Source organism: Anaerovibrio sp. JC8, assembly GCF_002100115.1.
GTDB lineage: Bacteria > Bacillota > Negativicutes > Selenomonadales > Selenomonadaceae > Anaerovibrio.
Genome location: NZ_ANBM01000004.1, coordinates 218,456 through 243,881, shown reverse-complemented (window position 1 = coordinate 243,881; position 25,426 = coordinate 218,456). Strand labels below are relative to the sequence as shown.

Annotated in this window: 23 protein-coding genes; all 23 read left to right on the top strand. The window is 38.4% G+C overall.

The annotated features are described in order from the left end of the window. Positions 1-168 precede the first annotated feature (168 nt). On the top strand, positions 169-2,799 hold the full coding sequence (locus D081_RS05500) for a hypothetical protein (protein ID WP_085023107.1): 2,631 nt from the start codon (positions 169-171) through the stop codon (positions 2,797-2,799). Then, positions 2,799-4,118, top strand: a complete 1,320-nt coding sequence (locus D081_RS05495; protein ID WP_085023106.1) for a metallophosphoesterase — start codon at positions 2,799-2,801, stop codon at positions 4,116-4,118. The genes D081_RS05500 and D081_RS05495 overlap by 1 nt, the downstream gene beginning before the upstream one ends. A gap of 16 nt (positions 4,119-4,134) precedes the next feature. Then, entirely contained in the window at positions 4,135-5,487 is a 1,353-nt protein-coding gene (locus D081_RS05490; protein WP_085023105.1) for a Gfo/Idh/MocA family oxidoreductase, read from the top strand. A 2-nt stretch (positions 5,488-5,489) separates the two neighbouring features. Continuing rightward, positions 5,490-6,260, top strand: a complete 771-nt coding sequence (locus tag D081_RS05485) for a glycerophosphodiester phosphodiesterase (RefSeq protein ID WP_198941959.1) — start codon at positions 5,490-5,492, stop codon at positions 6,258-6,260. An 88-nt stretch (positions 6,261-6,348) separates the two neighbouring features. After that, on the top strand, positions 6,349-7,578 hold the full coding sequence (locus D081_RS05480; protein ID WP_198941962.1) for a nucleotide sugar dehydrogenase: 1,230 nt from the start codon (positions 6,349-6,351) through the stop codon (positions 7,576-7,578). 40 nt (positions 7,579-7,618) lie between these two features. Continuing rightward, positions 7,619-7,921: a nucleotidyltransferase family protein gene (locus tag D081_RS05475; RefSeq protein WP_085023102.1), complete on the top strand. Its 303-nt coding sequence runs from the start codon at positions 7,619-7,621 to the stop codon at positions 7,919-7,921. A 121-nt stretch (positions 7,922-8,042) separates the two neighbouring features. After that, positions 8,043-8,390, top strand: coding sequence for a helix-turn-helix domain-containing protein (locus D081_RS05470; protein WP_085023101.1), 348 nt, complete (start codon positions 8,043-8,045; stop codon positions 8,388-8,390). Next, positions 8,365-9,609 carry a type II toxin-antitoxin system HipA family toxin gene (locus D081_RS05465; protein WP_143272135.1) on the top strand — a complete coding sequence of 415 codons (1,245 nt, stop codon included), beginning with the start codon at positions 8,365-8,367 and terminating at the stop codon, positions 9,607-9,609. The genes D081_RS05470 and D081_RS05465 overlap by 26 nt, the downstream gene beginning before the upstream one ends. Positions 9,610-9,857: 248 nt before the next feature. Next, a complete protein-coding gene (locus tag D081_RS05460) occupies positions 9,858-11,165 on the top strand; it encodes an ATP-binding protein (protein ID WP_085023100.1) in 1,308 nt (435 codons plus the stop codon). Positions 11,166-11,558: 393 nt separating this feature from the next. Continuing rightward, complete coding sequence (locus D081_RS05455) at positions 11,559-12,587, top strand: DUF2971 domain-containing protein (protein ID WP_085023099.1); 1,029 nt, start codon at positions 11,559-11,561, stop codon at positions 12,585-12,587. 12 nt (positions 12,588-12,599) lie between these two features. Continuing rightward, positions 12,600-12,863 (top strand): hypothetical protein, encoded by a 264-nt coding sequence (locus D081_RS05450; RefSeq protein ID WP_085023098.1) that lies wholly within the window; start codon positions 12,600-12,602, stop codon positions 12,861-12,863. 177 nt (positions 12,864-13,040) lie between these two features. Then, the gene (locus tag D081_RS05445) at positions 13,041-14,234 is read left to right on the top strand and encodes a hypothetical protein (protein ID WP_085023097.1); all 1,194 of its coding nucleotides are present in this window, start codon (positions 13,041-13,043) and stop codon (positions 14,232-14,234) included. Positions 14,235-14,279: 45 nt separating this feature from the next. Next, positions 14,280-15,143 (top strand): phosphorylcholine transferase LicD, encoded by an 864-nt coding sequence (locus D081_RS05440; protein ID WP_085023096.1) that lies wholly within the window; start codon positions 14,280-14,282, stop codon positions 15,141-15,143. Further along, positions 15,136-17,448: an NTP transferase domain-containing protein gene (locus D081_RS05435; protein WP_158087563.1), complete on the top strand. Its 2,313-nt coding sequence runs from the start codon at positions 15,136-15,138 to the stop codon at positions 17,446-17,448. Before D081_RS05440 ends, D081_RS05435 begins: the two co-directional genes overlap by 8 nt. 90 nt (positions 17,449-17,538) lie before the next feature. After that, the gene (locus tag D081_RS05430) at positions 17,539-18,789 is read left to right on the top strand and encodes a glycosyltransferase family 2 protein (RefSeq protein ID WP_085023094.1); all 1,251 of its coding nucleotides are present in this window, start codon (positions 17,539-17,541) and stop codon (positions 18,787-18,789) included. Between the two features lie 202 nt (positions 18,790-18,991). Then, the gene (locus tag D081_RS05425) at positions 18,992-19,705 is read left to right on the top strand and encodes a hypothetical protein (RefSeq protein WP_085023093.1); all 714 of its coding nucleotides are present in this window, start codon (positions 18,992-18,994) and stop codon (positions 19,703-19,705) included. Between the two features lie 73 nt (positions 19,706-19,778). Further along, positions 19,779-20,138, top strand: coding sequence for a hypothetical protein (locus tag D081_RS05420; protein WP_143272134.1), 360 nt, complete (start codon positions 19,779-19,781; stop codon positions 20,136-20,138). Between the two features lie 30 nt (positions 20,139-20,168). Then, the gene (locus D081_RS05415) at positions 20,169-21,158 is read left to right on the top strand and encodes a GDP-mannose 4,6-dehydratase (RefSeq protein ID WP_085023163.1); all 990 of its coding nucleotides are present in this window, start codon (positions 20,169-20,171) and stop codon (positions 21,156-21,158) included. Positions 21,159-21,173: 15 nt separating this feature from the next. Beyond that, the gene (locus tag D081_RS05410; protein ID WP_085023091.1) at positions 21,174-22,301 is read left to right on the top strand and encodes a class I SAM-dependent methyltransferase; all 1,128 of its coding nucleotides are present in this window, start codon (positions 21,174-21,176) and stop codon (positions 22,299-22,301) included. 12 nt (positions 22,302-22,313) lie between these two features. After that, the gene (locus D081_RS05405) at positions 22,314-23,741 is read left to right on the top strand and encodes a glycosyltransferase family 9 protein (protein ID WP_085023090.1); all 1,428 of its coding nucleotides are present in this window, start codon (positions 22,314-22,316) and stop codon (positions 23,739-23,741) included. An 85-nt stretch (positions 23,742-23,826) separates the two neighbouring features. Continuing rightward, positions 23,827-24,438, top strand: coding sequence for a glycosyltransferase family 2 protein (locus tag D081_RS05400; RefSeq protein ID WP_158087561.1), 612 nt, complete (start codon positions 23,827-23,829; stop codon positions 24,436-24,438). 79 nt (positions 24,439-24,517) lie between these two features. After that, the gene (locus D081_RS05395; RefSeq protein WP_158087560.1) at positions 24,518-24,964 is read left to right on the top strand and encodes a hypothetical protein; all 447 of its coding nucleotides are present in this window, start codon (positions 24,518-24,520) and stop codon (positions 24,962-24,964) included. Positions 24,965-24,980: 16 nt separating this feature from the next. Continuing rightward, the gene (locus D081_RS05390; RefSeq protein WP_085023087.1) at positions 24,981-25,409 is read left to right on the top strand and encodes a hypothetical protein; all 429 of its coding nucleotides are present in this window, start codon (positions 24,981-24,983) and stop codon (positions 25,407-25,409) included. Positions 25,410-25,426 lie beyond the last annotated feature (17 nt).

Sequence of the window (25,426 nt, the reverse complement as noted above, 5' to 3'; positions counted from 1 at the left end):
TCTCCTTTGAGTGGTTATTTGATTTTAGTATACTACGGTAAGGATTAATGGAAAAGATTTTAGTCAGTATAGTAAAAAGTGCCTATATCCGATGAACTAAAGAGGATTTGGGCATTTTTTGTTTAATATTAATAAGAGGTATTGTTTTAGATAGGATGTGTTTTTAAGATGATGGATCGGGCTGTACAGAAAGAATTAATAGAGAATTTTGCATCGCTTCTGCAGATTTTTCAGCAGATTGACTGGCGAGATAAGGAACAGACCAATATAGTCATGGAGATTCTGCGGGATGTTGATGATAAATGCCAGATCGGGTTATCTTCAATACGTTATGAGCAGTACCATGATATGCTGCAAACTCTTAAACAGACAATAACAGATACGGATTGGTCAGCTCTTGGACGTGCTGAAACAGATGAGTGCCGTGGGCTTTGCAGGGAAATAGTGGATTATGTACTGCAATTGCTGCGTGGCGAAAAGGAGATAAAGAAGGAGATAGTATTCCTGCCATATAAAGCCTCCATGTGGGATAGCCTGGAAAGTGTGTGGAGGGCCCTTGCTGAGGATAAAGAGCATTGCAATGCCCATGTTGTGCCTATTCCGTATTGTGATTTAAACCAGGACCGTACAGTTAAAGAGTGGCATTGTGAGAGGGATTTATTTCCTAAAGATATACCTACATTGGATTGGCAGACGGTTAATTTGGAATCCATGCATCCAGATGTGATTTTTGTTCACAATCCGTATGATAATTATAATTCTGCCACATCTGTCGATTCGGCTTATTACTCCTTTAATCTGAAAAAATATACGGACCTATTAGTTTATGTGCCTTACTTTGTTGTTGGGCGCCGTTGGCCGGAGTTGCAAACTAACCTTTCTGTGTACAATCATATGGATTATATGGTGGTTCAGCAGGATGATATGCAGATTGCTCCAATGCGTTTTTCAGAAATAAAGGAAGGGGAGGAACCGTATCTTTATGATTTCGTTCCTAAGGAAAAAATTTTGGCTTTGGGTTCGCCAAAGATAGACAGAATTTTTTATTGTGAAAAACACCATCAGATACCAGCGGAATGGCTAGATTATATTGGCGGACGCAAAGTCATATTCTATAACACCAGTATTTCCGGCATACTTCAGCAGGGGGATCGGTTCTTAAAGAAAATGAGCTACATTTTTGATGTCTTTAGTCGGCGCAAAGATGTGGTTATTCTTTGGCGCCCGCATCCTTTGATAGAGTCTTGCTTGAATTCGATAAGGTCGGACTTGTTGGATAGTTATCTTGCCTTGAAACAGAGATTTAAAGATGAGGCAATTGGGATATTTGACGATACTCCTGATATAGATATGGCTATGGCGATTTCTGATGCCTATTTGGGAGAGAGTTCATCATCGGTAGTAAGTCTCTTTGGTTATGCGGGTAAGCCTATCTTTTTTGCAGAGGACTATACTCTGTGGCAGGAACCAACTTTGGAGGAGCGGGCAAGTCTGCAGATTGGTACCCATATTGTGGACAATGACATTAAACACAGCTATTTTTTAGCTCCTCATTATAACAGATTCTGCCGTATGGATTGGGAAAGTGGGGAGATTACAACATTGATTGATTTTGGCAATACCCCTGATAGTAAGAATTATGCAACTTTTATAATGGATGAGGAAAATTATAAGTCCTACTTCGCCCCTGGCAGTGCAAAAACTATTTGCATATTTGATGAGACAACGGGAGAACGGCAGGATATACCTTATGATAATCCATTGGAGAGTGGCAATTTTTGTGGGATATTGAAAGGGGAGCGCTATCTGTATTTTTTACCATACAGATATTCTGCAATTTTGCGGTTGGATAAGCAAAGTGGGGAGTTGAAGTACCTCCGTGAGTGCGTAGAAGAAATATTGCCGATGGTGACAGCGGAGCATATGGAACTTATGGGTCCGGCTTGCTGGATAAACTATCCAAATCAGGCATATGTTGCTTCCTTTCAGACCAATCGGGTCATGAACTTTGATTTGGTCACTGGAGAATATTCTTGGCAGGCTGTGGGGCCTGAGGACACGGACTGTTGTGCTATAGTGGAGGAGAAGTACGGCTCGGGAATTTTTTTGCTATTCCCTCGACTGACCACGAAAATTCGTCGTTGGAATACTCATACTGGAGAATGCGAAGTGCTGGATATTGAGGATTATCCTGAGAATTATCAATGCCAGACAGATTGGTGGAATGGTAAGGATCAATATAAATTTTCTGGTATTGTTAGGGTAGATGGTTATATTTACCTTTTGCCGTGTTATGGTAGCATGGCCATGCGGCTGAATATGGTAGAAAAGAAGTTGGAGAAGGTGGATATGGGCTTGCCATTTGCTTGGGAAGAAAGAAAATCCTATTACTTTTTACAGCAGTCCCACCTCACCAGCGTGGGTTGCCTTTGGTCGTTATATTACCAGCCTTGGAATGATACGGCCGTAAGGGGTATACAGTTTGCTTATGATAATCGCCTTTATTGGTATGACTTCCATACCCTAACTTACAGGGAGGTTCCTTGCCGATTGACGGAGAAACAGACCAAATTGTGGCCTACACCTATAGAGCAGACCTTTGGCCGAATGGGAAAAGATATTCCTTATGCTACTGGGGAGCAGAGAACTCTCCGCTCAATAAGTCAGTTTGTTGATTATGTGGCAAATGGTACCCACGACAGGGAAAAACAGCGTGAGGCCTGGTCGGAGTTGGCTCAGAACTGTGATGGTACTTGCGGGGAGAAGGTTAAGGAAGAAATCCTTAGGAGGCTAGGCTGATGGAAAAAAGAGTGCTGGAAGTGACGAATGGCTATTGGTTGAATCCTCAAAATGGCTGTTTGGAACGCGGACATCGGCAGATGATGGCTACAGAGGGATTTTATCTTGCTGATAGGGGAACTATAATTCATTTATTAGACAATCGTTATCGCTATGCTGTAGCTTGCTACAAGCTGGAGATGGCAGATAAGTACATTCATACTTATGACTATGCTCCTGAACAGATATGGGGTACCTACCAGGTGGGCTCCCTGCAAGAGAGCTTTATGGATGAAGATTATATATTTAATGATAGATGTTATTTTCGTGTATGCCTACGGCGGATGGATGGTGAGACAATTACCTCTGATGAGGCTGCTAATGTAGAAAATATCATATCTGTAAAATCATTGGGGCAAAGCCCTATGCCAAAAGTATTTTGGGATGAGGTACAGCGTGTGGCAGATAAAGTCAAAGATATTCGTTCAGAGGGCGATTTGGTACTGGCTGTGCTAACCGATACTCATGCTACAGTAAATGGCACATGGCAAGATACGGCAGCAAATCTCAAGGCTTTACAGGAAAAAGTCAGCTTTGATGGTGTTATTCATCTGGGGGATATGACAGATGGCACGGTATCAAAGGCTATGACACGATTTTATGTGTCATCCATGCTAAATGATTTGAATAAGTTGAATGTGCCGATACACATTGTTTTGGGAAATCATGATGCCAATTATTTCCATGGCAATCCTGAGTCTATGTCTCTCCATGAACAGGCAGAGCTTTACCAGGGGGATGTCGCCAAGTGGAAGCAGGATAAAGACAAGACGTATTATTTTGTGGATTACTCACAGCAAAAGCTACGTTGTTTCTATCTAAGTGCATACCAGAATGAATCCAGGCCGCGATATGGATTTGATTTAACCCAGATTTCTTGGGTGCGTGAAACATTGAAAGAAGTACCGAAAGACTGGCGGGTGATGATTTTTTCCCATGATGCCCCATTGGCAGAACTGGATCCATGGTCGGAGGAAATCCGCAATGGTAATTTGCTGATGCAGGCATTGGACAGCAGTGGTTCAAGGATACTGGGCCATATTCATGGGCATGCCCACGCAGACTTTGTTTATCAGTGGCGGGGAAGGAAAATTTTCCCTATCATTGCTATTGGTTGTGCCAAATGTGAGGATATGACTGAGCGCAAGGTGAAAGGCAGTTTCACACCAGAAAGAGTTTTTGGGGAAGTATCTCAGGAGTTGTGGGATATACTTGTTATTAAAAACAGTGGAAAAATGCATTTTGTGCGGTTTGGTGCTGGTCATGATCGCAATATATAGTTGAGGGGGGCGACATATGAAGAAGGTCATTACTTACGGGTCTTTCGATCTTTTCCATAGAGGACATTATCGTTTGCTGGAGCGTGCCAAAGCATTGGGTGATTACCTTATTGTTGGCGTGACAACGGAGCATTTTGATGAGGAGCGGGGTAAACTGAACCTTATCGACCCTATTATGAAACGTATTGAAAATGTAAAGGCTACAGGCTTTGCTGATGAAATTATTGTGGAAGATCATATGGGGCAGAAGGTAGAGGACATCCAGAAGTATCAGGTGGATGTATTCACGGTAGGCTCGGACTGGACAGGGCATTTTGACTATCTGAAGGAGTATTGTGATGTTATCTATCTCCCCCGTACCGAGGGCGTTTCCAGTACCAGGCTCAGGGCTCAGGCCTATGAGCTGGTGCATATGGGGATTATTGGCAGCGGCCGGATCGCTGGGCGCTTTGTTCCTGAGTCCAGGTTCGTAAGCGGTCTCACTATTGATGGGGTGTATAACCCACATATTGAAAGTGCTAAGCAGTTTGCAGAGAGTCACAAGCTGGATTTTTACACGGATAACATTGATGAACTGTACAGCAAGGTAAATGCAGTGAATATTGCGGCTCCACATGCATTTCACTATCCATATGCCAAGAGTGCTTTGGAACACGGTATACATGTTCTCTGTGAGAAACCGTTGGCGCTTACTAAAGCCCAGGCTGAGGAACTTTATGCAATAGCAAAAGAAAAAAAACTGGTGCTAATGGAGGCCATAAAGACCGCCCATGCTCCTGGCTTTATTCGTTTGCTTAGCACAGTAAAAAGTGGAACCATTGGTGAAGTGCGTGATGTGGAAGCTTGTTTTTCGAGGTTGACGGCGGATCACCTTCGTGAACTTTCGGATACAGAGTGCGGCGGCAGTTTCACGGAGTTCGGCAGCTACGCGCTGCTTCCTATTTTTAAAATTCTGGGCCTTGAGTACGATAGCGTTGAGTTTAAAATGTTTTTGGCTGATAATGGTGTAGATGTTTATACTAAGGCCTATTTTACCTATCCTACAGCTATAGCTACTGCCAAGACGGGCCTAAAGGTAAAGTCGGAAGGGCAGCTTCTTATATCCGGTACTAAGGGATACATTCTGGTACCATCTCCGTGGTGGCTAACCCACGAATTTGAAGTATGCTATGAGGACAGGGAGCAGAATCAGAAGATTTCTACCCGTTTCTTAGGCGGAGGTCTCCGTTATGAATTGAGTGACTTTATCTCTACGATAAATGGTTACGGCAAGAGTGATTTTAAGCTCACAGCCGCCGAAAGTATCGCTATGGCTGATATTATGGAGAAACTTTTGGCAGCCAGAAAGAAACTTCAGGAGGGAATATAGAAGTGGCAAAAACAAAAATCTGGGCCCATCGGGGGGCCTCCGGTTGGGATAAGCAATATGCCCCGGAAAACACTATGCCGGCTTTTGAACGGGCTATAAAGATGGGGGCAGACGGCATTGAGACAGATGTGCAGCTTACCAAAGATGGAGTATTGGTGCTATGTCATGATGAACGTATAGACAGGGTAAGCGACGGCAGTGGCTGGTTAAAGGATTATACTTTAGCTGAGTTGCGGGGATTTTCCTTTAGCAAAACCCATCCGGAATTTGGTAAAACGGAGATTCCTACGCTGGAGGATTTGCTTTGTCTTTTACGTAGTACAGAGCTGGAGCTGAATATTGAATTAAAATCTGGTGCCATTTATTATGAGGGCTTGGAAGAAAAGACCTTGGATATGGTGCATTCCATGGGTATGGATGAGCGGGTAATATATTCCTCCTTCAATCATTATTCTGTGAAAAAAGCTATGGAATACAGTAAGGTAAAAGGCTATCCTTCACGATTCGGCCTTCTTTCCGGTGATTTGATTGGAAAAGCGGCGGATTATGTTTTGAAACTGGGGGCAGAGGCCTATCATCCACCATATACCAAAATGCAGGAAAGTGTCTTGGAAGCTTGTCACCAAAAGGGTATCAAGGTACATCTTTGGACGATAGATATGAAAAGCGAGATCAAACGCTGGGCTGATCTGGGTGTGGATGCCATTATCACCGATTGCCCTGACAGCGGCAGACGTGTAGTGGATGGGGATATGAGCTGGTGGCGTGGATAGGTGGCGATTGATGCCTTATCCGATAGATTAATATAGGTGATGAATAACTATATAGATATATGGTGAGTATATGAGAGATTATGAAAGACTGAAAATTGCCGTGGCAGGTACAGGATATGTGGGTTTATCCATGGCGGTGTTATTATCTCAGCACCATGATGTGGTTGCTGTGGATGTTGTAGAAGATAAAGTAAGGAAACTAAATAGTAAGGTATCCCCTATTCAGGATGAATATATCGAAAAGTATTTGAAGGAAAAGCCTCTGAAGTTGACAGCTACATTGGATGGAGCTGGTGTATATAAAGAGGCTGATTTTGTTGTGATTGCAACGCCTACGAATTATGATCCGGTAACCCAGCATTTTGATTGTTCATCAGTAGAGAGCGTTATTGAACAGGTGCTGAAATACAACGATACTGCCATTATGGTGATAAAGAGTACAATTCCGGTGGGATATACAGAAAGAATTAGAGAAAAGTACGGAACCGAAAGAATTATCTTCTCGCCAGAGTTTTTGCGGGAATCCAAGGCATTGTATGATAATCTATATCCCAGCAGAATTATTGTGGGCTGCGATGACAATAGTAGAGTGTGGGCAGAAACATTTGCCAGGCTCTTGCAGGATGGGGCGGAGAAAGAAAATATAGATACATTGTTTATGGGATTTGCTGAGGCAGAAGCAGTAAAACTTTTTGCCAATACATATTTGGCACTGCGGGTGTCTTATTTTAATGAGCTGGATACATATGCGGAGATGAAAGGACTAAATACAAAAGATATAATTCAGGGGATTGGATTGGATCCGCGTATTGGTACGCATTATAATAATCCGTCCTTCGGTTATGGTGGCTACTGCCTGCCAAAGGATACTAAGCAGCTTTTGGCGAATTATTCAGATGTACCTCAGAATATGATAAGTGCCATCGTGGAAAGCAATCGTACCAGAAAAGACTTTATTGCCGATCAGGTGCTGAAAAAGGCTGGCTATTATGATTATTACAGTCACGGAGCATATAGCAAGGATACGGAAAAAGACTGCGTGATTGGCGTATACAGGCTGACTATGAAAAGCAACTCGGATAATTTCAGACAGTCGGCAATTCAGGGGGTAATGAAGCGTATCAAGGCCAAAGGTGCTAATGTGGTTATTTATGAGCCTACATTGGATGCTGGTACCACCTTCTTCGGAAGTAAAGTGATTGGTGACCTTGAAGAATTTAAGCATATGTGCCATTGCATTATTGCAAACAGATTTGATGAGTGTCTGCGTGATGTGAAAGATAAGGTTTATACTAGGGATTTGTTCGGGAGAGACTGAAGTATACTGGATATAATTATACATTGTGGAAGGTGGAAAGATGGATAAGAATGTTGTTACATTGGAAAATATAACTTATCTAGTAAAACCTTTAGCAGATAAATATAAAGTAAAAGAGATTTATTTATTTGGTTCGTATGCACGAGGTGAAGCTGATGAGAGTAGCGACATGGATTTTCTCGTTATCGGTGGCGAAGGATTTAAATTGACACAAATTTTTGCTTTAGGCGAAGAACTACGCGCTACCTTCAATAAAAAGGTTGATGTTTTTGAGATAAATGAAATAAACCAAGATAGTGAATTTTATAAAACTGTTATGAGAGAAAAGGTATTGATAGCATGAAGTGGTGTAGGCTGCAAATATCAAATAATGTCTACTATTATTGACATTTATCTTATATAGTTTAAAATAATAGACGATAAAAGAACGGAGAAGTTTGAATTGTTGATGCGGAGATGAATATATGGCTGCCAGAAAAGTTGTTATTATGCCCAAAACCCAAGAATATTTGTCAAAGCTTGGAGAACAGATAAAATTAGCACGTCTAAGACGTAAAATATCGGTGGCTTTAGTGGCAGAACGGGCAGGTGTAAGCCGGGCCACAATATGGTCTGTAGAAAAGGGATCTCCATCTGTAGCCATAGGTATTTATGCGGCAGTCCTTCACGCATTGAATGGTATGGATAAAGATTTGATTTTAATAGCAAAAGATGATGAATTGGGAAGAAAACTACAAGACTTAGACATTATGCCTAAAAAACGTGCCCCAAGGAGAAAAATGGATAATGAGCAGGACAATATGGGTGTATGAAAACTGGAGTAGTACTAATCCTATTATCTTAGGTCGGCTTTATGTTGACGGAGATAAAAGAACAGAAAAATTTTCCTTTGAATATGATGATAAATGGTTATTAAATAATGGTGCCGGCATTACTCTTGATCCGGAGCTTTATCTGTATAGAGGCCGCCAATATACACCATTGGGAAAGCAACTATTTGGCTTGTTTTCTGATTCATGCCCAGATAGGTGGGGAAGACTACTGTTGCAAAGGCGGGAAGCAATAAATGCCCGCAAGGAAAATAGACGCCCTAATAAATTGACTGAGTCAGACTATCTACTAGGTGTATATGACGAAGCGCGTATGGGGGCGTTACGATTCTCGGTAGATGGTGGAGAGCATTTTGAAGCTTCTGATAAGTCTTTGGCTACACCACCCTGGGTTACATTGAGGACGCTGGAGGCAGCTGCTTTTTCCTTTGAAAATGATGAGGACGGTTTTGAAGAAAAATGGCTAAATCAATTATTGGCCCCAGGTTCATCATTGGGGGGCGCCAGACCGAAGGCTACGGTGCAGGATACAGATGGTGTATTGTGGATTGCTAAGTTTCCTTCAAAACACGATACTTTTAATAGTGGAGCCTGGGAAATGGTAGTGCATGATTTGGCAAAAATGTGTGGATTAAATGTTCCGGAAGCTCGATTGGAGACCTTTTCAGCAAATGGAGCAACATTTATTGTCAAGAGATTTGATAGAGAGGGCAAAAGGAGAATTCATTTTTCTTCTGCAATGTCATTGTTGGGAAAAGTCGATGGCGAAAATGACAGTAGCTATCTGGATATTGCGGCCTTTATTCGCGCCAATGGCTGCAAGCCAAAGCTGGATTTGATTGAATTGTGGAGAAGGATTGTGTTTAGTATGGCCGTAAATAATACGGATGATCATTTAAGAAATCACGGATTTGTGTATACCCCTCAGGGGTGGCGTTTATCTCCGTTGTATGATGTCAATCCAGTACCTTACGGCGATAATTTGTCATTGATGGTGGATGATAAGGAATCTACGGTAGATGTTGATTTGGCATTAGAAACGGCACAATATTATGATATTGATCTGCATGAAGCTAAGAGTATTGCTGCGGATATGTTTAGGATTGTTAAAGATAATTGGCGTGAATTAGCTAAAAATAATGGGTTAAGCCGAAATGCAATAGAAAAAATGTACGCAGCATTTAGTATGGTCGAAAAGTAAATTTGATAATTTGAATATATTATTTTTATATAACTGCTGCATTTGAGAAGCAGCAGTTTTCTTTTGCCCAAACTTGGCGCAGTAGGAAAAGAAATATCTCGTTTTTGCAGGATTACGCTGGGGAATGATAGAATTTTTCATGGAAAACACAAAAATTGTAGATTTCTACATTTTTATTGAATTATTGTAGGATATAATGATAAAATACAATCAGCAAAACTGTAGAATTCTACATTTTAGGAGATTGTATGATAAAGAGAGACAAATATCTAAATCAACTAATTAATTCACAAAATAACGGCTTCCCAAAGGTAATAACTGGTATAAGGCGTTGCGGAAAATCATTTCTTTTAAAAGAAATATTCAGGGAATATCTTCTATCTAAAAATGTGCCTGAAAATAGAATAATTATATTAGAACTTGATGACGACCAAAATGCCAGATATCGTGATCCCTTGGAATTAGGAACGTATATTAGGGCAAAGTGTGCCGATAGAGATACTTATTATGTTTTTATTGATGAAATACAGAAAGTTTACTCAATTGTTAATCCTAATCTTACTGGTGGCGTGCATGTTCTTGCTGGTGCTAAGGATTCGGAAACTATTTCATTTGTAGATGTGGTATTAGGACTTTCACGGGAAAAGAATATCGACCTTTATGTGACAGGTTCTAATTCAAAGATGTTGTCCTCTGATATTGTCACCGAGTTTAGAGATAAGGCCACTAATATAAACTTGTCCCCTTTATCTTTTGAGGAATATCATGGCTACATAGGAGGTTCGCCAACAGATTCAATATATACTTACATGCAGTTTGGCGGTATGCCGTTGGCTGTATTGAAGATAGAAGACGAACGAAAAGAATACTTAAAGAACTTGTTTTTTACAACATATTTCAGCGATATTGTTGAGAGAAACCAGCTGAATAAGGGAGAGGCCTTGGATGAATTGTGCAATATTATAAGTTCATCCACAGGTTCGTTGTTAAATGCTGAAAAAATTGCCAATACATTTGCCAGTGTTAGGCATGAAAAAATAGATAAGGCTACAGTAGAAAAATATATAGGCTATTTCAAAGATGCATTTTTGATAAGAGAAGCAAAAAGATATGATTTGAAGGGAAGAAAAGAGATCGGAGCCTTAAGAAAGTATTATTTTTGTGACACTGGCCTGCGTAATGCCAGACTAAACTTTGCATTTCCAGATGAAGGACAGATGCTTGAGAACATTGTTTACAATGAACTATGTTACCATGGTTATTCTGTAAATGTAGGGGCGTTTGATACCGTAGAAAAAGATGCAAATCATAAATCAATAAGGAAGAACAATGAAGTGGACTTCTATGCCACCAATGGGCGCAGGGCATATTACATTCAAGTTACTGCGGATATTTCTAATGCGGATACCAGAGACCGGGAAATAAGGCCATATTTAAAATTGAATGATCAGATTAAGAAGGTCTTGGTTATAAATAAGCCGATTAGCGAGACATACGATGAAAATGGATTTACTATAATAGGTATTGCAGATTTTTTACTGAGATTTATAAAATGATATCTTTTATGGTTAAACAAAAGAATTGTCGTAAAACTGTTGTACGATGTGCAGCAGTTTTCTTTTGCCCCAAATTTGGCACAGTTGGAAAGAAATATCTTGTTTTTGCAGGATTACGCTGGAGGATGATAGAATTGTATAAGTAAAGGTATTTGTGGCTTTAGATTAAATTTGTCCCTTTCGATAGATACTGCAGGGAATAAATTGTGATGGATATATATGTGCAACAAGAAATACACGGAGGAGCCAGTATAGAAAGGCCTAAGGTAATACTAATGAGGAGAGCATGCTGGATGCTATTTATGCAGCAGTGACTGTTGCGAATAATTGTGGAAGCCGCGAGACGTACAGTGAGACTTAATGTAAAAACTATGTTGAAGCGGGGGATTAACTATGACAGAGAAATACACATATACAGAACTTGAAGAAGATTTGGAAAAAATAATAAATGAAACAGGTATTTTTTATGAAAATGTAGATAACATGTTTCATTATACGACATTAAAGGGAATGATGGGGATAATTGATAGTGCATCTATGCATTTAAGTAGAATAGATGTGTTAAATGACGAAAAAGAAGTTAAATACTTGCACAATGAATTTAGTAAAGCACTGGATTACTGCATAAAACAAGTTACACTTGAAAAAGATGGGCATTTTTTGAATGTATTTAAAGATATTGTAGATAATAACAAAAGAGAACTTAGTACACCAACAACCCCATGGGGAAGAAATCCTGTTGATTCTTATTTGCACAGTAATGAGGTTTATGTTTGTTCATTTTCAACTAAAGAAGATTCTTTGGATATGTGGAAATATTATTCTAAAGGTGATGGCGTATGTATAAAATTCAATATAGACAAATGTGCTGGTTACTACGATAAAATATATGAATACCGTAAGGCACATGATTCAATCGTTGCGGTAAGATGTAATAAGTACATTGGCAAGGTTATTTATGATGCTGACCAACAAGTAAAGTTATTCGAAGAAATCTTAATGAAAGGATTAGAGACATACAAAAAATTTTGTGGTGATGATGACAATAAGGTTTTGGATATGTTTTGGGGAAATGAATTTTATAAACGCGTAATATTTCCAATGGCACTATTTATGAAAGATCCGTCTTTTTCTAATGAACAGGAGAGCAGAATAGTAATTACTAAGAAATTCACTATGTCAGAGAAATCAGATTGGGACACTCTAGCATTTGTAGGTGAGTATAGCAATAGGTATAAGTTGATTGATGGTATGCTTAGACCTTATATTGAAATGGCTATACCGCAGGATAGTATATGTAAAATACATTTGAGTCCTACAACGAAATGTGACGGTAAAGTAGTATTAGAATACCTAAAGTCAAAAGGCATAAAAATAGAAGAAAGTAATATTGTGAAGTCTAAAATTCCATTAAGATTTTAAAAGAGGTATTTTATGGAAAAAGATGATGAGATTTGCCAAATTTGTGGATTGATTGCTAAGACAGATTTAATGAATGAAAACAGAATGAAGGGGTATTACTGTTCATCTTGTGGCGATTATGTAATATCTTTAAGAGCATATCATAAACTGGTTGGTTCGGCTTCACCGAAAGAATTAAGACAATATACAGTTGATGACGTAAAGACTGCACTATTGTGCTATTTATCTTCAAAGGAGTGTTCTTGTTTAGAAAAGATGGATAGTAATGGAAAATAATGGAGATTCTTTAAGAGTAAAGAAGGACTTGATTGAGTTATGTGAACAATATGTTAATAATAAACAAAGCAACGGTGTATGAGTGTGAGGTTTTGTGGTGATGTATATGAGACTGCAAAAGGCAGCAACTCCGGAGCACTGGACTGGCCGTAGGGGAAGGGACAGGAAGTTTGGTATATGCATAAAATAATAAATACGAGACGACAACTAAAATCTATTTGCTCAGATAAGGCGGTTTTTATATATGGTGCTAAAACAATTGCAGAAAGAATATGTGAATTTTTAGAAAATTCTGACGGACGAGTAAAAGCTTTTCTTGTTTCTAATAAGTATGAAAATCCTACCGTATTATGTAATAAACCTGTTCTTAGAATCGAAGAGTTAATAACAGAACATTTTGGTACTGTAATTGTTGCTGTCGGTTGGCAATTTAGCGAAGAAATAGTTAAAGAGTTAAGCCAATACAATATAGACAGCTTAGGAGTTATAAGTCCATTGTTTTTAGACGACTTACCAATGGATATTATAAAATCCAATGGGTGTAAAAAAATATCTCCTCATACTGCTATTGCGGAAGACACTCATATTTTTGCAGATAAAACATCAGAAATTTTGATTGAATCAGGTGTAGTAATTCATTCCAAAGTGCGCATATTTGCATCTCAAGGAAGCAGGATTACTATTAGTAAAAATACACTATTACACGAGTCCTCATTTGTTTGGGCTGAAGAAGCAAATATTATAGTTGGCAGGCATTCCTGTCTATCGAAAAAAAGTTCTCTAATAGGTCAAAAGAGTTTTATCATTATAGGTGATAGCACTACTATAGGAGAAGAAGCAAAGGTTTCTGCCAAGGAAGAATCGTCTTTATATATTGGGAATAATTGTAGTATTGGTAATAGAACTATCTGTGATGCAGCTAGACATGCTACTGTTAAGCTAGGAACAAAAATAAGGTTACAGTACAACGGGAGAATTGCTGCGGATGGAGGTATGATTTCTATCGGAGACGGAACCACAATGAACTCTAATTTCCAAATTGGGTGCGAACGATCTAAGATAGAAATTGGCGAAGATAATATGTTCTCCTTTTACATCAAAATGGATGCTGGCAGTCATGAAATAATCGATGTAAACACAAACAGCATTATCGATAATTCCATGCCGATTGTCACAGGTAACCATGTTTGGTTAGGCTTAGGAAGCACTCTGTTGCCTGGTTGTAGTATAGGTGAGGGTACTATAATTGGCGCATTGTCCCTAGTGAATAAATCCGTGCCGTCTAATAGTATTTGTGCTGGTATCCCTAGCAGAGTCATAAGAAATAACATAAAATGGAGAAGGATAAAAACTGGAAAAAGTGAATGCTAAATTGCTCATTGATGTCTAAGAGAGGCAAAAGAGGGGGATGGATGTATGGGGAATGCAGACGGCAAGAAACGTCACTTCCTTACAAGTGAAGAATTGCGTAAAGTACAATTCACGGAGCTATGTCTGCTGAAAGAATTTGATCGCATTTGCCAGAAACATGGGATTAAGTACAGCATTGATGGAGGTACTTTGCTTGGTGCTATACGCCATGGTGGCTTCATTCCTTGGGATGATGATGCGGATGTCATCATGAACCGTCCAGCCTACGATGAATGGGTGAGGGTTTGCGACTCAGAGTTGAATCCGGAGAACTATTATTTCCAGGATCTTTTTCGTACCCCAGGTTATCGCTGGGGGTATGGCAAACTACGCATGAAGGGGACTAAGTTTATACGTTTAGGGCAGGAATTTATGCCTTATGAGCAAGGCATCTTCTTGGATGTTTTTGTATGTGATAATGTGCCAGAGTTTTATCTGCACCGTGCGCTTACAAATTTTCATAGCTTTCTTTATCGAAAAGCCTTTTATTCTGTGGTAGGTGTGACAAAATCAAGTGGTTTAGAAAAACTTGCTTATAGCGTATTGGCAAAGATTGATGAGAGAATATTGAAAGATAAATATGCTTCTTATATTGATCATCGTAACCGTTACAAATCCGAGTGGGTGAAGTGCTTGACTTTTCCTGCTTGCAACGATACATATGGCTACAAGCGTGAGTGGTATGAAGATACTGTTACCTTAGAGTTTGCTGGGGCTAAATTGCAAGGTACGAGAAAATATGAAGAATATTTACATTTTCTGTATGGAGACTACATGAAATTGCCGCCTGAGGAAAAACGAAAGGCACATCCAGTTTCTGAAATATCATTTAATGAAAAGATTTTGCAAGAGGAGGGATACTATGAATAAAATTATGTTTGACATTATGCTTTATCTCGACGAAAAGAATGAATGGGATTCCAGACAGGCGGCTAAGGCATTATATAAACCGTACTCAGTTATTGAGCAGGAGTATAGAAACCTAAACTATGATGGATATGTGGATGATGAAAAGCTCACGGACAAAGCTGAGAGGTATCTACAGGCACACAAGATTGATAATGCTATAATTCTGGCTGCTGGAGTTTCAACTCGCTTCGTACCTCTTTGCTTTGAACAACCTAAATCTCTGCTTACAGTTAAGGGAGAGGTATTAATTGAGCGACAAATTAACCAGTTAAAAGAAAAAGGTATCAACGACATAACAATAGTCGTAGGCTTCATGAAAGAGAAGTTTGATTATTTGCGAGATAAGTATGGCGTATCTATAGTGGAGACGGAAGATTACCGTATTCGCAATAATCATGCAAGTGTGTATGCTGCCAAGGCAAAACTTGGCAACACTATAATTACTTCATCTGATTTGTATTTTACTAAGAATATTTTTCAAACTTACGCATATGATGCTTACTATTGTACAATTTATCAAGAAGGTGATACTGAAGAACGTGGTGTCACTACGGATGCTTATGACCGTATCACGGATACAGCTTATGGAGTGGCAGATACATGGGTTACGCTCGGTTATGCGTACTTCAATAAGCGCTTCAGCGATAATTTTATCGATATTGTAGAGAAAGAGTGGAATCTTCCTCGCACAAGAGACAGTTTCTGGGCTGACATTCAAGATCGGCACCTTGCAGAGCTTTATATGTATGCAAAGCGTTGTGATCAGGGAGTGATTTATGAATTTGATTCTTTGGAGGAACTAAGACAGTTTGATGATAGCTATCAGAATGATGCTCATTCATCTTTGTTGGCGGAAATTGCCCAGCACTTATCTGTGCCTGAGCGTTCCTTGACCAATTTGCGACCTATTACCAAGGAAAATTTGGGACTTGGCTTTACGTTTTCGTGTGATGGACGTAGATATATCTGCCGTATTGGCAAAGATCTCAGCATAGAGGTTATTAGACGTTTTGATGATGAGATTCAGGAATTGGCGGCTATTGTAGATAGTTTTGAGAGTTATTATGACAAGACATTACCTTTATGTGCTGCAGAAAATGTCATTTCTGATTTCGCCAATATGCCACTGCAAATGGGTTTTCAGGAGCGTTATATTGTTGGCAATACATACTCCTATATGGAAGCGGATAATTTTATAGGCAGTACCTATCTATTGCCTTTCTACGAGATGATTTCGGAAAAATGTCGTACTATCTTTGGAGCCAAATACACAGATTCCCGTACGCTAACAGGTATGAACTGCCTTATGATGGTCATGAGTTCATTGGCTAAGGCTGGTGATCATGTGATGATTCTAGGTAGCAGTGCAGGTGGACATGCGTCTGTTAAACCTATCTGCGAACGACTGGGACTTGTTGTTTCAGAGGTACCATATGATTTTGAACGTTATGATCTCGATTTTCCAACACTAAATCGGCGCCTTAAAGAAGAGCATATAGATTATATTTTGCTAGCACCGTCAGATCTTATACAGCCTTTGCATGTAACAAACATCGAGCTGGGTGATACAGTTCTGTTATACGATGCCAGCCAGACTTTAGGACTGATTGGTGCGGGGGTAGTGGAAAATCCACTGGGCAAGATTGATAATTTTGTGATGTTCGGTGGTACGCATAAGACTTTTCCGGGACCTGCCAGTGGTCTGATTATGACTAATAATGATAGTTTGCATGAACGTCTGGAACGGACCATCAATCCTATATATATCCGTCATACGCAGATGCATCAAAAAGTGAGTCTGCTTTTTGCACTGGTTGAGTTTGAGAGTTTTGGAAAGCCATATCAGCAACATATCGTGGAGCTATCTCAGGCTTTGGCAATGGAGTTGGAGCAACGTGGCTTTAACATCGCCCATGTTGGTGATATGCACAGTACGACTCATCAGGTATTTATTTTGACGGACAAAGAAATGATGGAACGTATCTTTGCAAATAGTTTGCGCTATGGCATAACGCTAAATAAGAAAAAAAAGAGACTTTTCAATGGTTTTGGTATCCGTCTGGGTACCCAGGAGATTGCTCGTTACGATTGGCCAGTAGAGTCTATGAAAATAGTGGCAGATATTATTGTGGAGATAGCTAAGCCAGATGTGGACAGTGATAAGGTTACAAGTATGTTGCATTCATTACCAGATAAGAAAGCTCAGTTTACCTTTGATGAGACGGTAACGGGGTACTTTAAGCGGTTTATGGGACAAAAAGTTTAAAAATTGCAATGGCAAGTATATATAGTAAAGCTATTTTTACCACCTCAATACTTGGCCACAACATAAAGAAGGTATTGGGAGGAATTATCGATGGAGGCGAATTTGACACAAGAAGTTCAACCAAAGGTTTCTTTTGTTATCCCCGCGTATAATGCTGAGAAATATCTGGATAGATGTTTGCAGAGTATACTTGGACAGACATATCAGCCTTGGGAGATTATATGCGTTGATGACGGTTCTACGGACAGTACAGGTAATCTGCTGGAGGAATATGCGTCTTGCGACCATAGGTTTCGTATCATTCATCAAAAAAATGGCGGGCTGGTATATGCTCGGAAAGTAGGAGTAGCCAAAGCAACGGGCGATTATGTCAGCTATGTGGATGCGGACGATGAGATATCTTTGACGCGTTGTGAGGAGCTGTTGCCGGAGATGAGAAGAGGTGCGGATATTATTTTCACTGATTTTGTCCAGGTATATGGCGATGGCTATCAGCAGAAACAGAATAGTGGTCTCACGGAAGGTTTTTATGACCGATTGAGCATTGAGAAAAAGGTTCTGCTGAATCTGATTGACGAAAAGTATGTTTTTCGTCAATTGGTACGTAATAGTTTGTGTGGTTGTTTGTTTAAAACAAAATTTATTCAGATGTGCCAAATGAAAGTAGATAACAGTATCTCCATAGGAGAGGGATGTGCTGCCATGGTTACTTGTTTGTTGGCAGCACAGTCTCTGTCCGTGGCGCATAAAGGGGCTTATTACTATTACAAAAATAATGATTCCATGTGCCATCAGGTTAATCGGGGGGCGGAGTTATTACGTCAGCGTCAAAGCAGCATGGCACTGATAAATCACCTACAGGGGGAGGGCAGATTGGTTCCATCGGAATTCCAGAAAAATGTGGAGCGACAGATGATTCTTTTAGCCTATAATAATATTCTGCTGCATGACTATGAACTGTTTGGTGAAATGGAGGGGAAGACAATCTTTCCTTATGGTGTGCCTATGGCAGCAAAAATTGTGCTTTATGGAGCCGGATCTTTGGGGGTACAGCTTTATCGTTTTATTTCTACACATGGTGGTCATATTGTACTATGGAGCGATCGATCCTATAAAAAACATCGAGCTGCTGGCTTGAATGTTGATTCCCCAGAGAAGATTGGTGAAGTAGAATACGACTATATTTTAATGGGGATTGGGCAGTACGAGTTGGCTGCTGGTGCTAGGGAGGAGTTAATTTCTGCCTATGGCAAGAAATTGAACAACAAAATAAAACTTCTTAATCCCGCAGAATTGACCAGTGATCGCTTAAGGATAATCTTAGATAGAATGCGTGCGTAACAATAATGGTTAGTATTAAAATGGCGCAAGCAGTTGTTGACATGATGTGCTTTTGTTAACGGAAGTGTATGAAAATGCATAATAGCAAATCGGTACGACAATGTGCTGGATGATGTTTTTGAAAAGGTATATATAAGGGATATATAAGTGAGATGGATATGATATATAATTATATTAAAATTTTGACTGGGAGATGGATTAATTGAAAAAGAAGGTTTATGGATCTTCGTCGTATTCAGATAAATATCCGGCAGATATTGTCGAATCATATATCCAAAAGATGAAAAACAGTGAATTTAAGACTGTTTTTTGGGGAACAGGTCTTTTGGGAACAGGATATGGGTACCGTGAGCTGAAAAAGAGAGGTATTCAACCAGATTTTTTTTGTGACAATAATAAAGATAAATGGGGAAAGATAATAATAGATGGTATTGAATGCTGCGAGATAGATAAGCTTAAAGAATATAGTGCACGATGCATATGTGTATTGACTGTGGCTTTTTCGACTGTACCGGATGTAGTGGAACAACTGAGAAACATGGGGATTAGGCATATTATTCCATACGATGTTTTGCACCGTCATTTACATATAGGGTGGGAATATTTTGATTTTATCACTGATGACAGAATCGTTGCTTATACCTGTGTGGTTGGAGACTATGATAACATTATTGAGCCAAAATTATCTTCTGCCCTTTACGATTATTTCCTAATATCTGATAAACCACCGATAGAAGGTTCAAAGTACAAATGGATTGATGTTAAAAACATTGTACCGGAGGAACTGGTTGGTGATTATACAAGAATGAATCGCTATTGCAAGATTAATGCACATAAGATTTTCCCGAATTATAGAAGAAGTATTTACTATGATGGAAATGTTGAGATCGTCGAGGATATGACATCGTTTTTTTGACTATTTGCTTGCTCCACGTATTGGTGTAACTGCGAGGAATATTTGGGGTGATATATACGAAGAAGCTATGACTGTGATAGAGCAGAGACGCGATTTGCCGGAAAAAGTATATGACCAAGTAAAAGGTTATTGGTTGGAAGGATTTCCCAGGGGAGGGGGAATGGGATTAAATAATATTCTGCTACGAGAACATAACCACCCGCAATGTGTAAAAATTATGGATCAGTGGTGGACTGAAGTTAAAACAAAATGTAGAAGGGATCAGATAGCGTTTCCCTATGTGTTATGGAAAAACGGATATTCCTTGGATGATATCCTATTTCTTACGGATAATTATAATCGCGATAAGCATTGGATATTTCATAATGAACATAATGTCTCAAGGTTGCATGATTTGAAAAAATATTTGGCAGAGCAAGAGGGGAAAAAATAAAGTTTATTCTTGGGGATGGTAGTATTGGAAATGTCTATTGTTAAATCGGATAAAGTGATTCTAGTGACTGGTTCAGCGGGCTTTATAGGTTTTCATTTATCAAAAAGATTACTGGAGGACGGATATAAGGTTATTGGTGTAGATAATCTAAATAATTATTATAGTCCAGCTTTGAAAAATGAGAGATTGGCAATTTTAAAAAAATATTCTGGATATAAATTTGTTTTACTGGATATAGTTGATTTTCAAGCATTGGAAAGTGTTTTTGACAAATATACCCCTAATGTAGTAGTGAATTTAGCAGCTCAAGCTGGGGTTCGGTATAGTATTGATCATCCTAGGGAGTATATTGATTCAAATATTTGCGGCTTCTTTAACATTTTAGAAGCTTGTCGTCATTATTCCGTAGAACATTTAGTATATGCATCCAGTTCATCTGTATATGGCAATCAGCATAAAACACCTTTTGCGGTGGAGGACAAGACGGATTTTCCAATCAGTTTATACGCCGCAACAAAGAAAGCAAACGAACTTATGGCGTATACATATAGTCACCTGTATGAAATACCGGCAACAGGGTTGAGGTTTTTTACAGTGTATGGACCATATGGAAGACCTGATATGGCCTATTATAAGTTTGCTGATGCTATTATGAAAAATATTCCTATCAAAATTTATAATAACGGGAACATGTTACGGGATTTTACCTATATAGATGATGTAGTGGAGGCGTTGACACTAATATTAGAAAAATCACCATGTCTAGATGGAAATGGCGTTAGACATAGGGTTTATAATATTGGTAACAATAATCCAGAAAGGTTGATGGATTTTGTGTCGGTTCTTGAGGAGGCATTGGGGAAAAAGGCTATTAAGGAATATTTGCCGATGCAGCCGGGGGATGTTTATCAGACATATGCGGATGTGACTGACTTGGAACGGGAGTTTGGTTATAGGCCAAAGGTATCAATTAAGGAAGGTTTGACTAAGTTTGCAGAATGGTATCTGAATGTATTTTGAGATGTGGGGGATAAAATGTTATTAATAGATGAAATTATTGAGGATTACTCGTTTAGAAAAGACATTGTCTCTCAAATAGAGCACATTGAAGATATTGAGATGTCAGAGCATGATTCAGCTTTTTTGTGTGGCCTTATAAAAAAGTTCGCCCCAAAAAAGATTTTAGAGGTTGGAGTCGCTGCTGGAGGCACAACGGCCATCATATTAAAGTGTTTGGAAGAAAATGGAGAACCTTATCAAATGTATTCTGTGGATATAAATTCTTTTTATTATAGGAAGCCACACGAAAAATGCGGATACTTGGCTGAAGAAGCTATAAAAAAATTGAATCATGGAACTCATAAATTCCTATTTGGTACAGGAATAGCATCTCATTTGGACGATATAGGAAATGAAATAGATTTCGTTATATTGGATACGGCTCACTCGCTTCCAGGCGAAATATTGGATTTTTTAGTAATATTCCCTTTTTTGTCTACAGGGGCTGTTGTATGTCTGCATGATATTGCATTGACGCAGTATAAAGTTTATGCAGAGCATTCTTATTGTACAGCTATGTTATTATCAGCGGTATCCGGAGATAAAATGATAAACATGGACTCTTTAGAAAATGATGAGTATTCGTATCCTAATATTGGGGCATTTAGGTTAACCGATGAAACTAAGCGAAATTTAGCAAATTTGCTTATGGCTTTGACACTTAGGTGGCAATATTTTCCTTCAAGTTGGGAAATGGATAATTATTATAAAATGATTCGTAGATATTATGATAAGCAGTTATGTACGATGTTCGATAAAGCCGTCAAAATGAATGCAAAAAGGATAATAAATTCCAAGTTTAAAGATCTATGCACATTTCCACCGAATACCCGTGTGCTTGTGTATGGTGCAGGTGTAGTTGGAAGAAGTTTATTAGGGTTGATAAAATATGTTGATAATGTTGAACTCGTTGGGTGTGTTGATAAAAATTACAAGAGCATCGGATTTGTAGATGGTATAGAAGTACAATCTGCGGACGAAATTGATATAAGTGCATTTGATTATATAATTGTTGCTATTGTGAAGGAAAAAATAGCGACAGAGGTTGTTGATTATTTACAGGGAATAGGTGTGGCAAGGGAGAGAATAAAGTTAATTGGTTAGGAGATACGGGGCATGGAACAGGAATATTATCTTTTTCCTTATGAAAGAATAAATCCAGGCGAAAAAGTTATTCTTTATGGAATTGGTGTTATTGGACGATACTATTTGTCACAAATTGAATTAAACAGATACTGTGAGATTGTTGCAGTAGCAGATAGGAAGAGTGCTCAGTATTCGTCCAATTTAGTGAAGGTTATACCTCCGTCAGAGATAAAAGCATACCACTATGATAAAGTAGTAATAACTGTAAAAAATAGGGTTGAAGTAGCAAAAATTCAGAAAGAGCTTGTTGAAAAATATGATATTCCGGAAGATAAAATAATCGTAGCATCTTCAGAATCAGTTCCTTCTTTGGGCAAATCCCAAATGGCATGTTTTACTGTAAAAAAAGATGTGATTTCTTCCCAAAATAAAATATCAATTGCGATGATTATTTCGGGAGGCTTGGGAGATCAAATTATCAACAAGTATTTTCTAGATGCAATGTTGACCTATGCAAATATGGAAAAATGCGTTGTTGATTTATATGTATCTCCTGCACGTTACAAATATGCAAAATCGATTTTTGGAGATAAGAAAAATATTAATGAAATTTTTTCAAGAACGGTGTATCCACAGGAATTATCGGATTATGATGTTGTATTTCGATATGATTATGTCTTAAAGTTTTATCAAATAAATTTGGATAAGATATGTTCGTTGGATCATCGATTTTATATTTTTTTGAAAAAGGCAAAGGATTATGTACAGCAATATGGATTAGATGCAGATAATCCTTTGCATAGAAATATCCACTTTTCCAGATGCAGGGTATTAGGTTATAACTGCTATACAAATTACAATGAACTGTTTGATTATACAATTGATAATAAAGTGGAGATAACATTTGATCAAAAATTAGAAGCTGAATTTAAAAATATTAATTTGGGCCGATATATTACTATAAATTACGGTTGGGGTGGACACCGGGATTCCTGCCCGGAAAAAATACCGAATAAGGTGTGGGAAATAGAGAGTTATTCTGAATTTAATAGATTGTTCCATGCAGCATTTCCAGACATAAAGATCGTGCAAATTGGTATACAAGGTGGTGCAAAAATAGACAATGTAGATTATTATCTGTTTGGAAAGGATTTAGAGTTAGTAAAGTATGTGTTAAGGGATTCAATTCTTCATATTGATTGTGAAGGTGGCTTAGTGCACCTTGCTACACAAATAGGGACAAAATGTGCTGTGTTGTTCGGTCCTACGCCAGTTCATTATTTTGGCTATCAAGAAAACATCAATATGCGTGCTGGAAAGTGTTGTGATTGTTGCTATTTATATAATGATTTCTCTGTGTGCGCCAGAGGGCTCAAGCATCCTGAATGCATGAAGTCTATCACTCCTCAAATGGTGATAGAAAAAGTGAAAGAATATATCAATAATGATAGATTATAGAGTCATTTAACTACTTGTATTGCCTGAAAAGTGGCACTTATCATACCAGCTCAATATGTTAAATGCTGTAAGCAGGAGGAGAGAAATGATAGGGGAAAAGATAGATGATGAAAATAGAATATCTGTCGTAATACCGGTATATAATAGGGAAAAAAGAATAGGAAAATGCTTGGACAGCATAATAAAACAGACCCATAAGGCAGATGAAATAATAGTAATAGATGATTGTTCAGCAGACAGAACATCAGACATTGTGAAGAAGTATCAGGAGGATTATACAGATAGCAATATTATTTATGAGAAACTAGAGAAAAATTCTGGTGCTCAAGTAGCAAGAAATAAAGGAATAGATATTGCTAGTGGTAAATGGATTTGTTTTTGTGATAGCGATGATGAATGGTTAGAAAACAAGCTGGAAGTACAGTTAAATGTATTGAAAGATCATAATTATAACGAATATGTTGTTATTCACGGAAATTGTAAAGTACATGATATTTCGAAAAAATGTAGTTATGTGTGGAATTTGCCTGTTGTACAGGGAAATGATTGTTATAAAAATCTACTAAATAGTACGGGACCTATGTTTCAGGCCATGTTGACTTCAAAGAAAGCTTTATTAGAAGTAGGAAAACTAGGGGAGGACATCAAGACATATCAAGAATGGGACACAAGTTTAAGATTGGCTAAAAAAATGTGAATTTATCCACATCGAGAAGCCCTTGTTTGTTTATAATCTTCATAATGAAGGTCAAATCTCTAGTGACATGAATAAGGATATGGAAGGGTATGAGTACATTTTAGATAAGTATAGGGAAGATATATTGTCTATTTGTGGAGTTATTTCTTGGAATAGACATATTGTCTCATTGGTTAGAAAAGCTATTGATCGTAGAAATGATATGATTGAACATTATGTGAATAAACTTATTCTAAATAACTTGCCTAGTGGGAAAAAAATAATACTGTTTGGGTGTGGCCTGGATTGTAGTTGGATAGATGTAATATTGCGCACTATTGGTGTTGAAATAGTGGCATACGTAGACAATAGCGCCAAACAATTCAATAATAATATTGTGTATAACTTGGATGAGATTAGAAAAGAAGAGAATGAAGTTTTTATCATTGCTACAAGAAATTATCAAGATGATATAGCTAAACAATTGGACGACTCTGGGTATAAAAGGAATATTGATTATATTAAATTTAGTGATATTTTTTGGTGAAAAAAGTGAGGTACAAATGATTAAAGAGATAAGAAATGGAGAAAATCTTCTGGCGATAATTATTCCCCACACATACCATAAACCAGGAATTTCGTTTTTGACTTCAAATGAATTGTCCCAACAGCTGGCGTATATGGAACATCCTGCTGGACACGAAATAGCAGCTCATGTGCATAATCCGGTACATAGAAGTGTAGTATATACACGCGAGACGTTGGTCATTCGTAAAGGAAAAATGAGGGTTGATTTTTATGATGATGATCAAAATTATATTGAAAGCCACATTATTTATGCAGGTGACGTTATTCTTTTAGTAAGTGGTGGACATGGTTTTAAGGTATTGGAAGATATTGAAATGATTGAGGTAAAACAGGGGCCTTATGCTGGAGACGGGGATAAGACTAGGTTTCCGTCAGTTGAAGACGAGAACGTTATTTTAAATTAATAAAAAATGGGGGATTG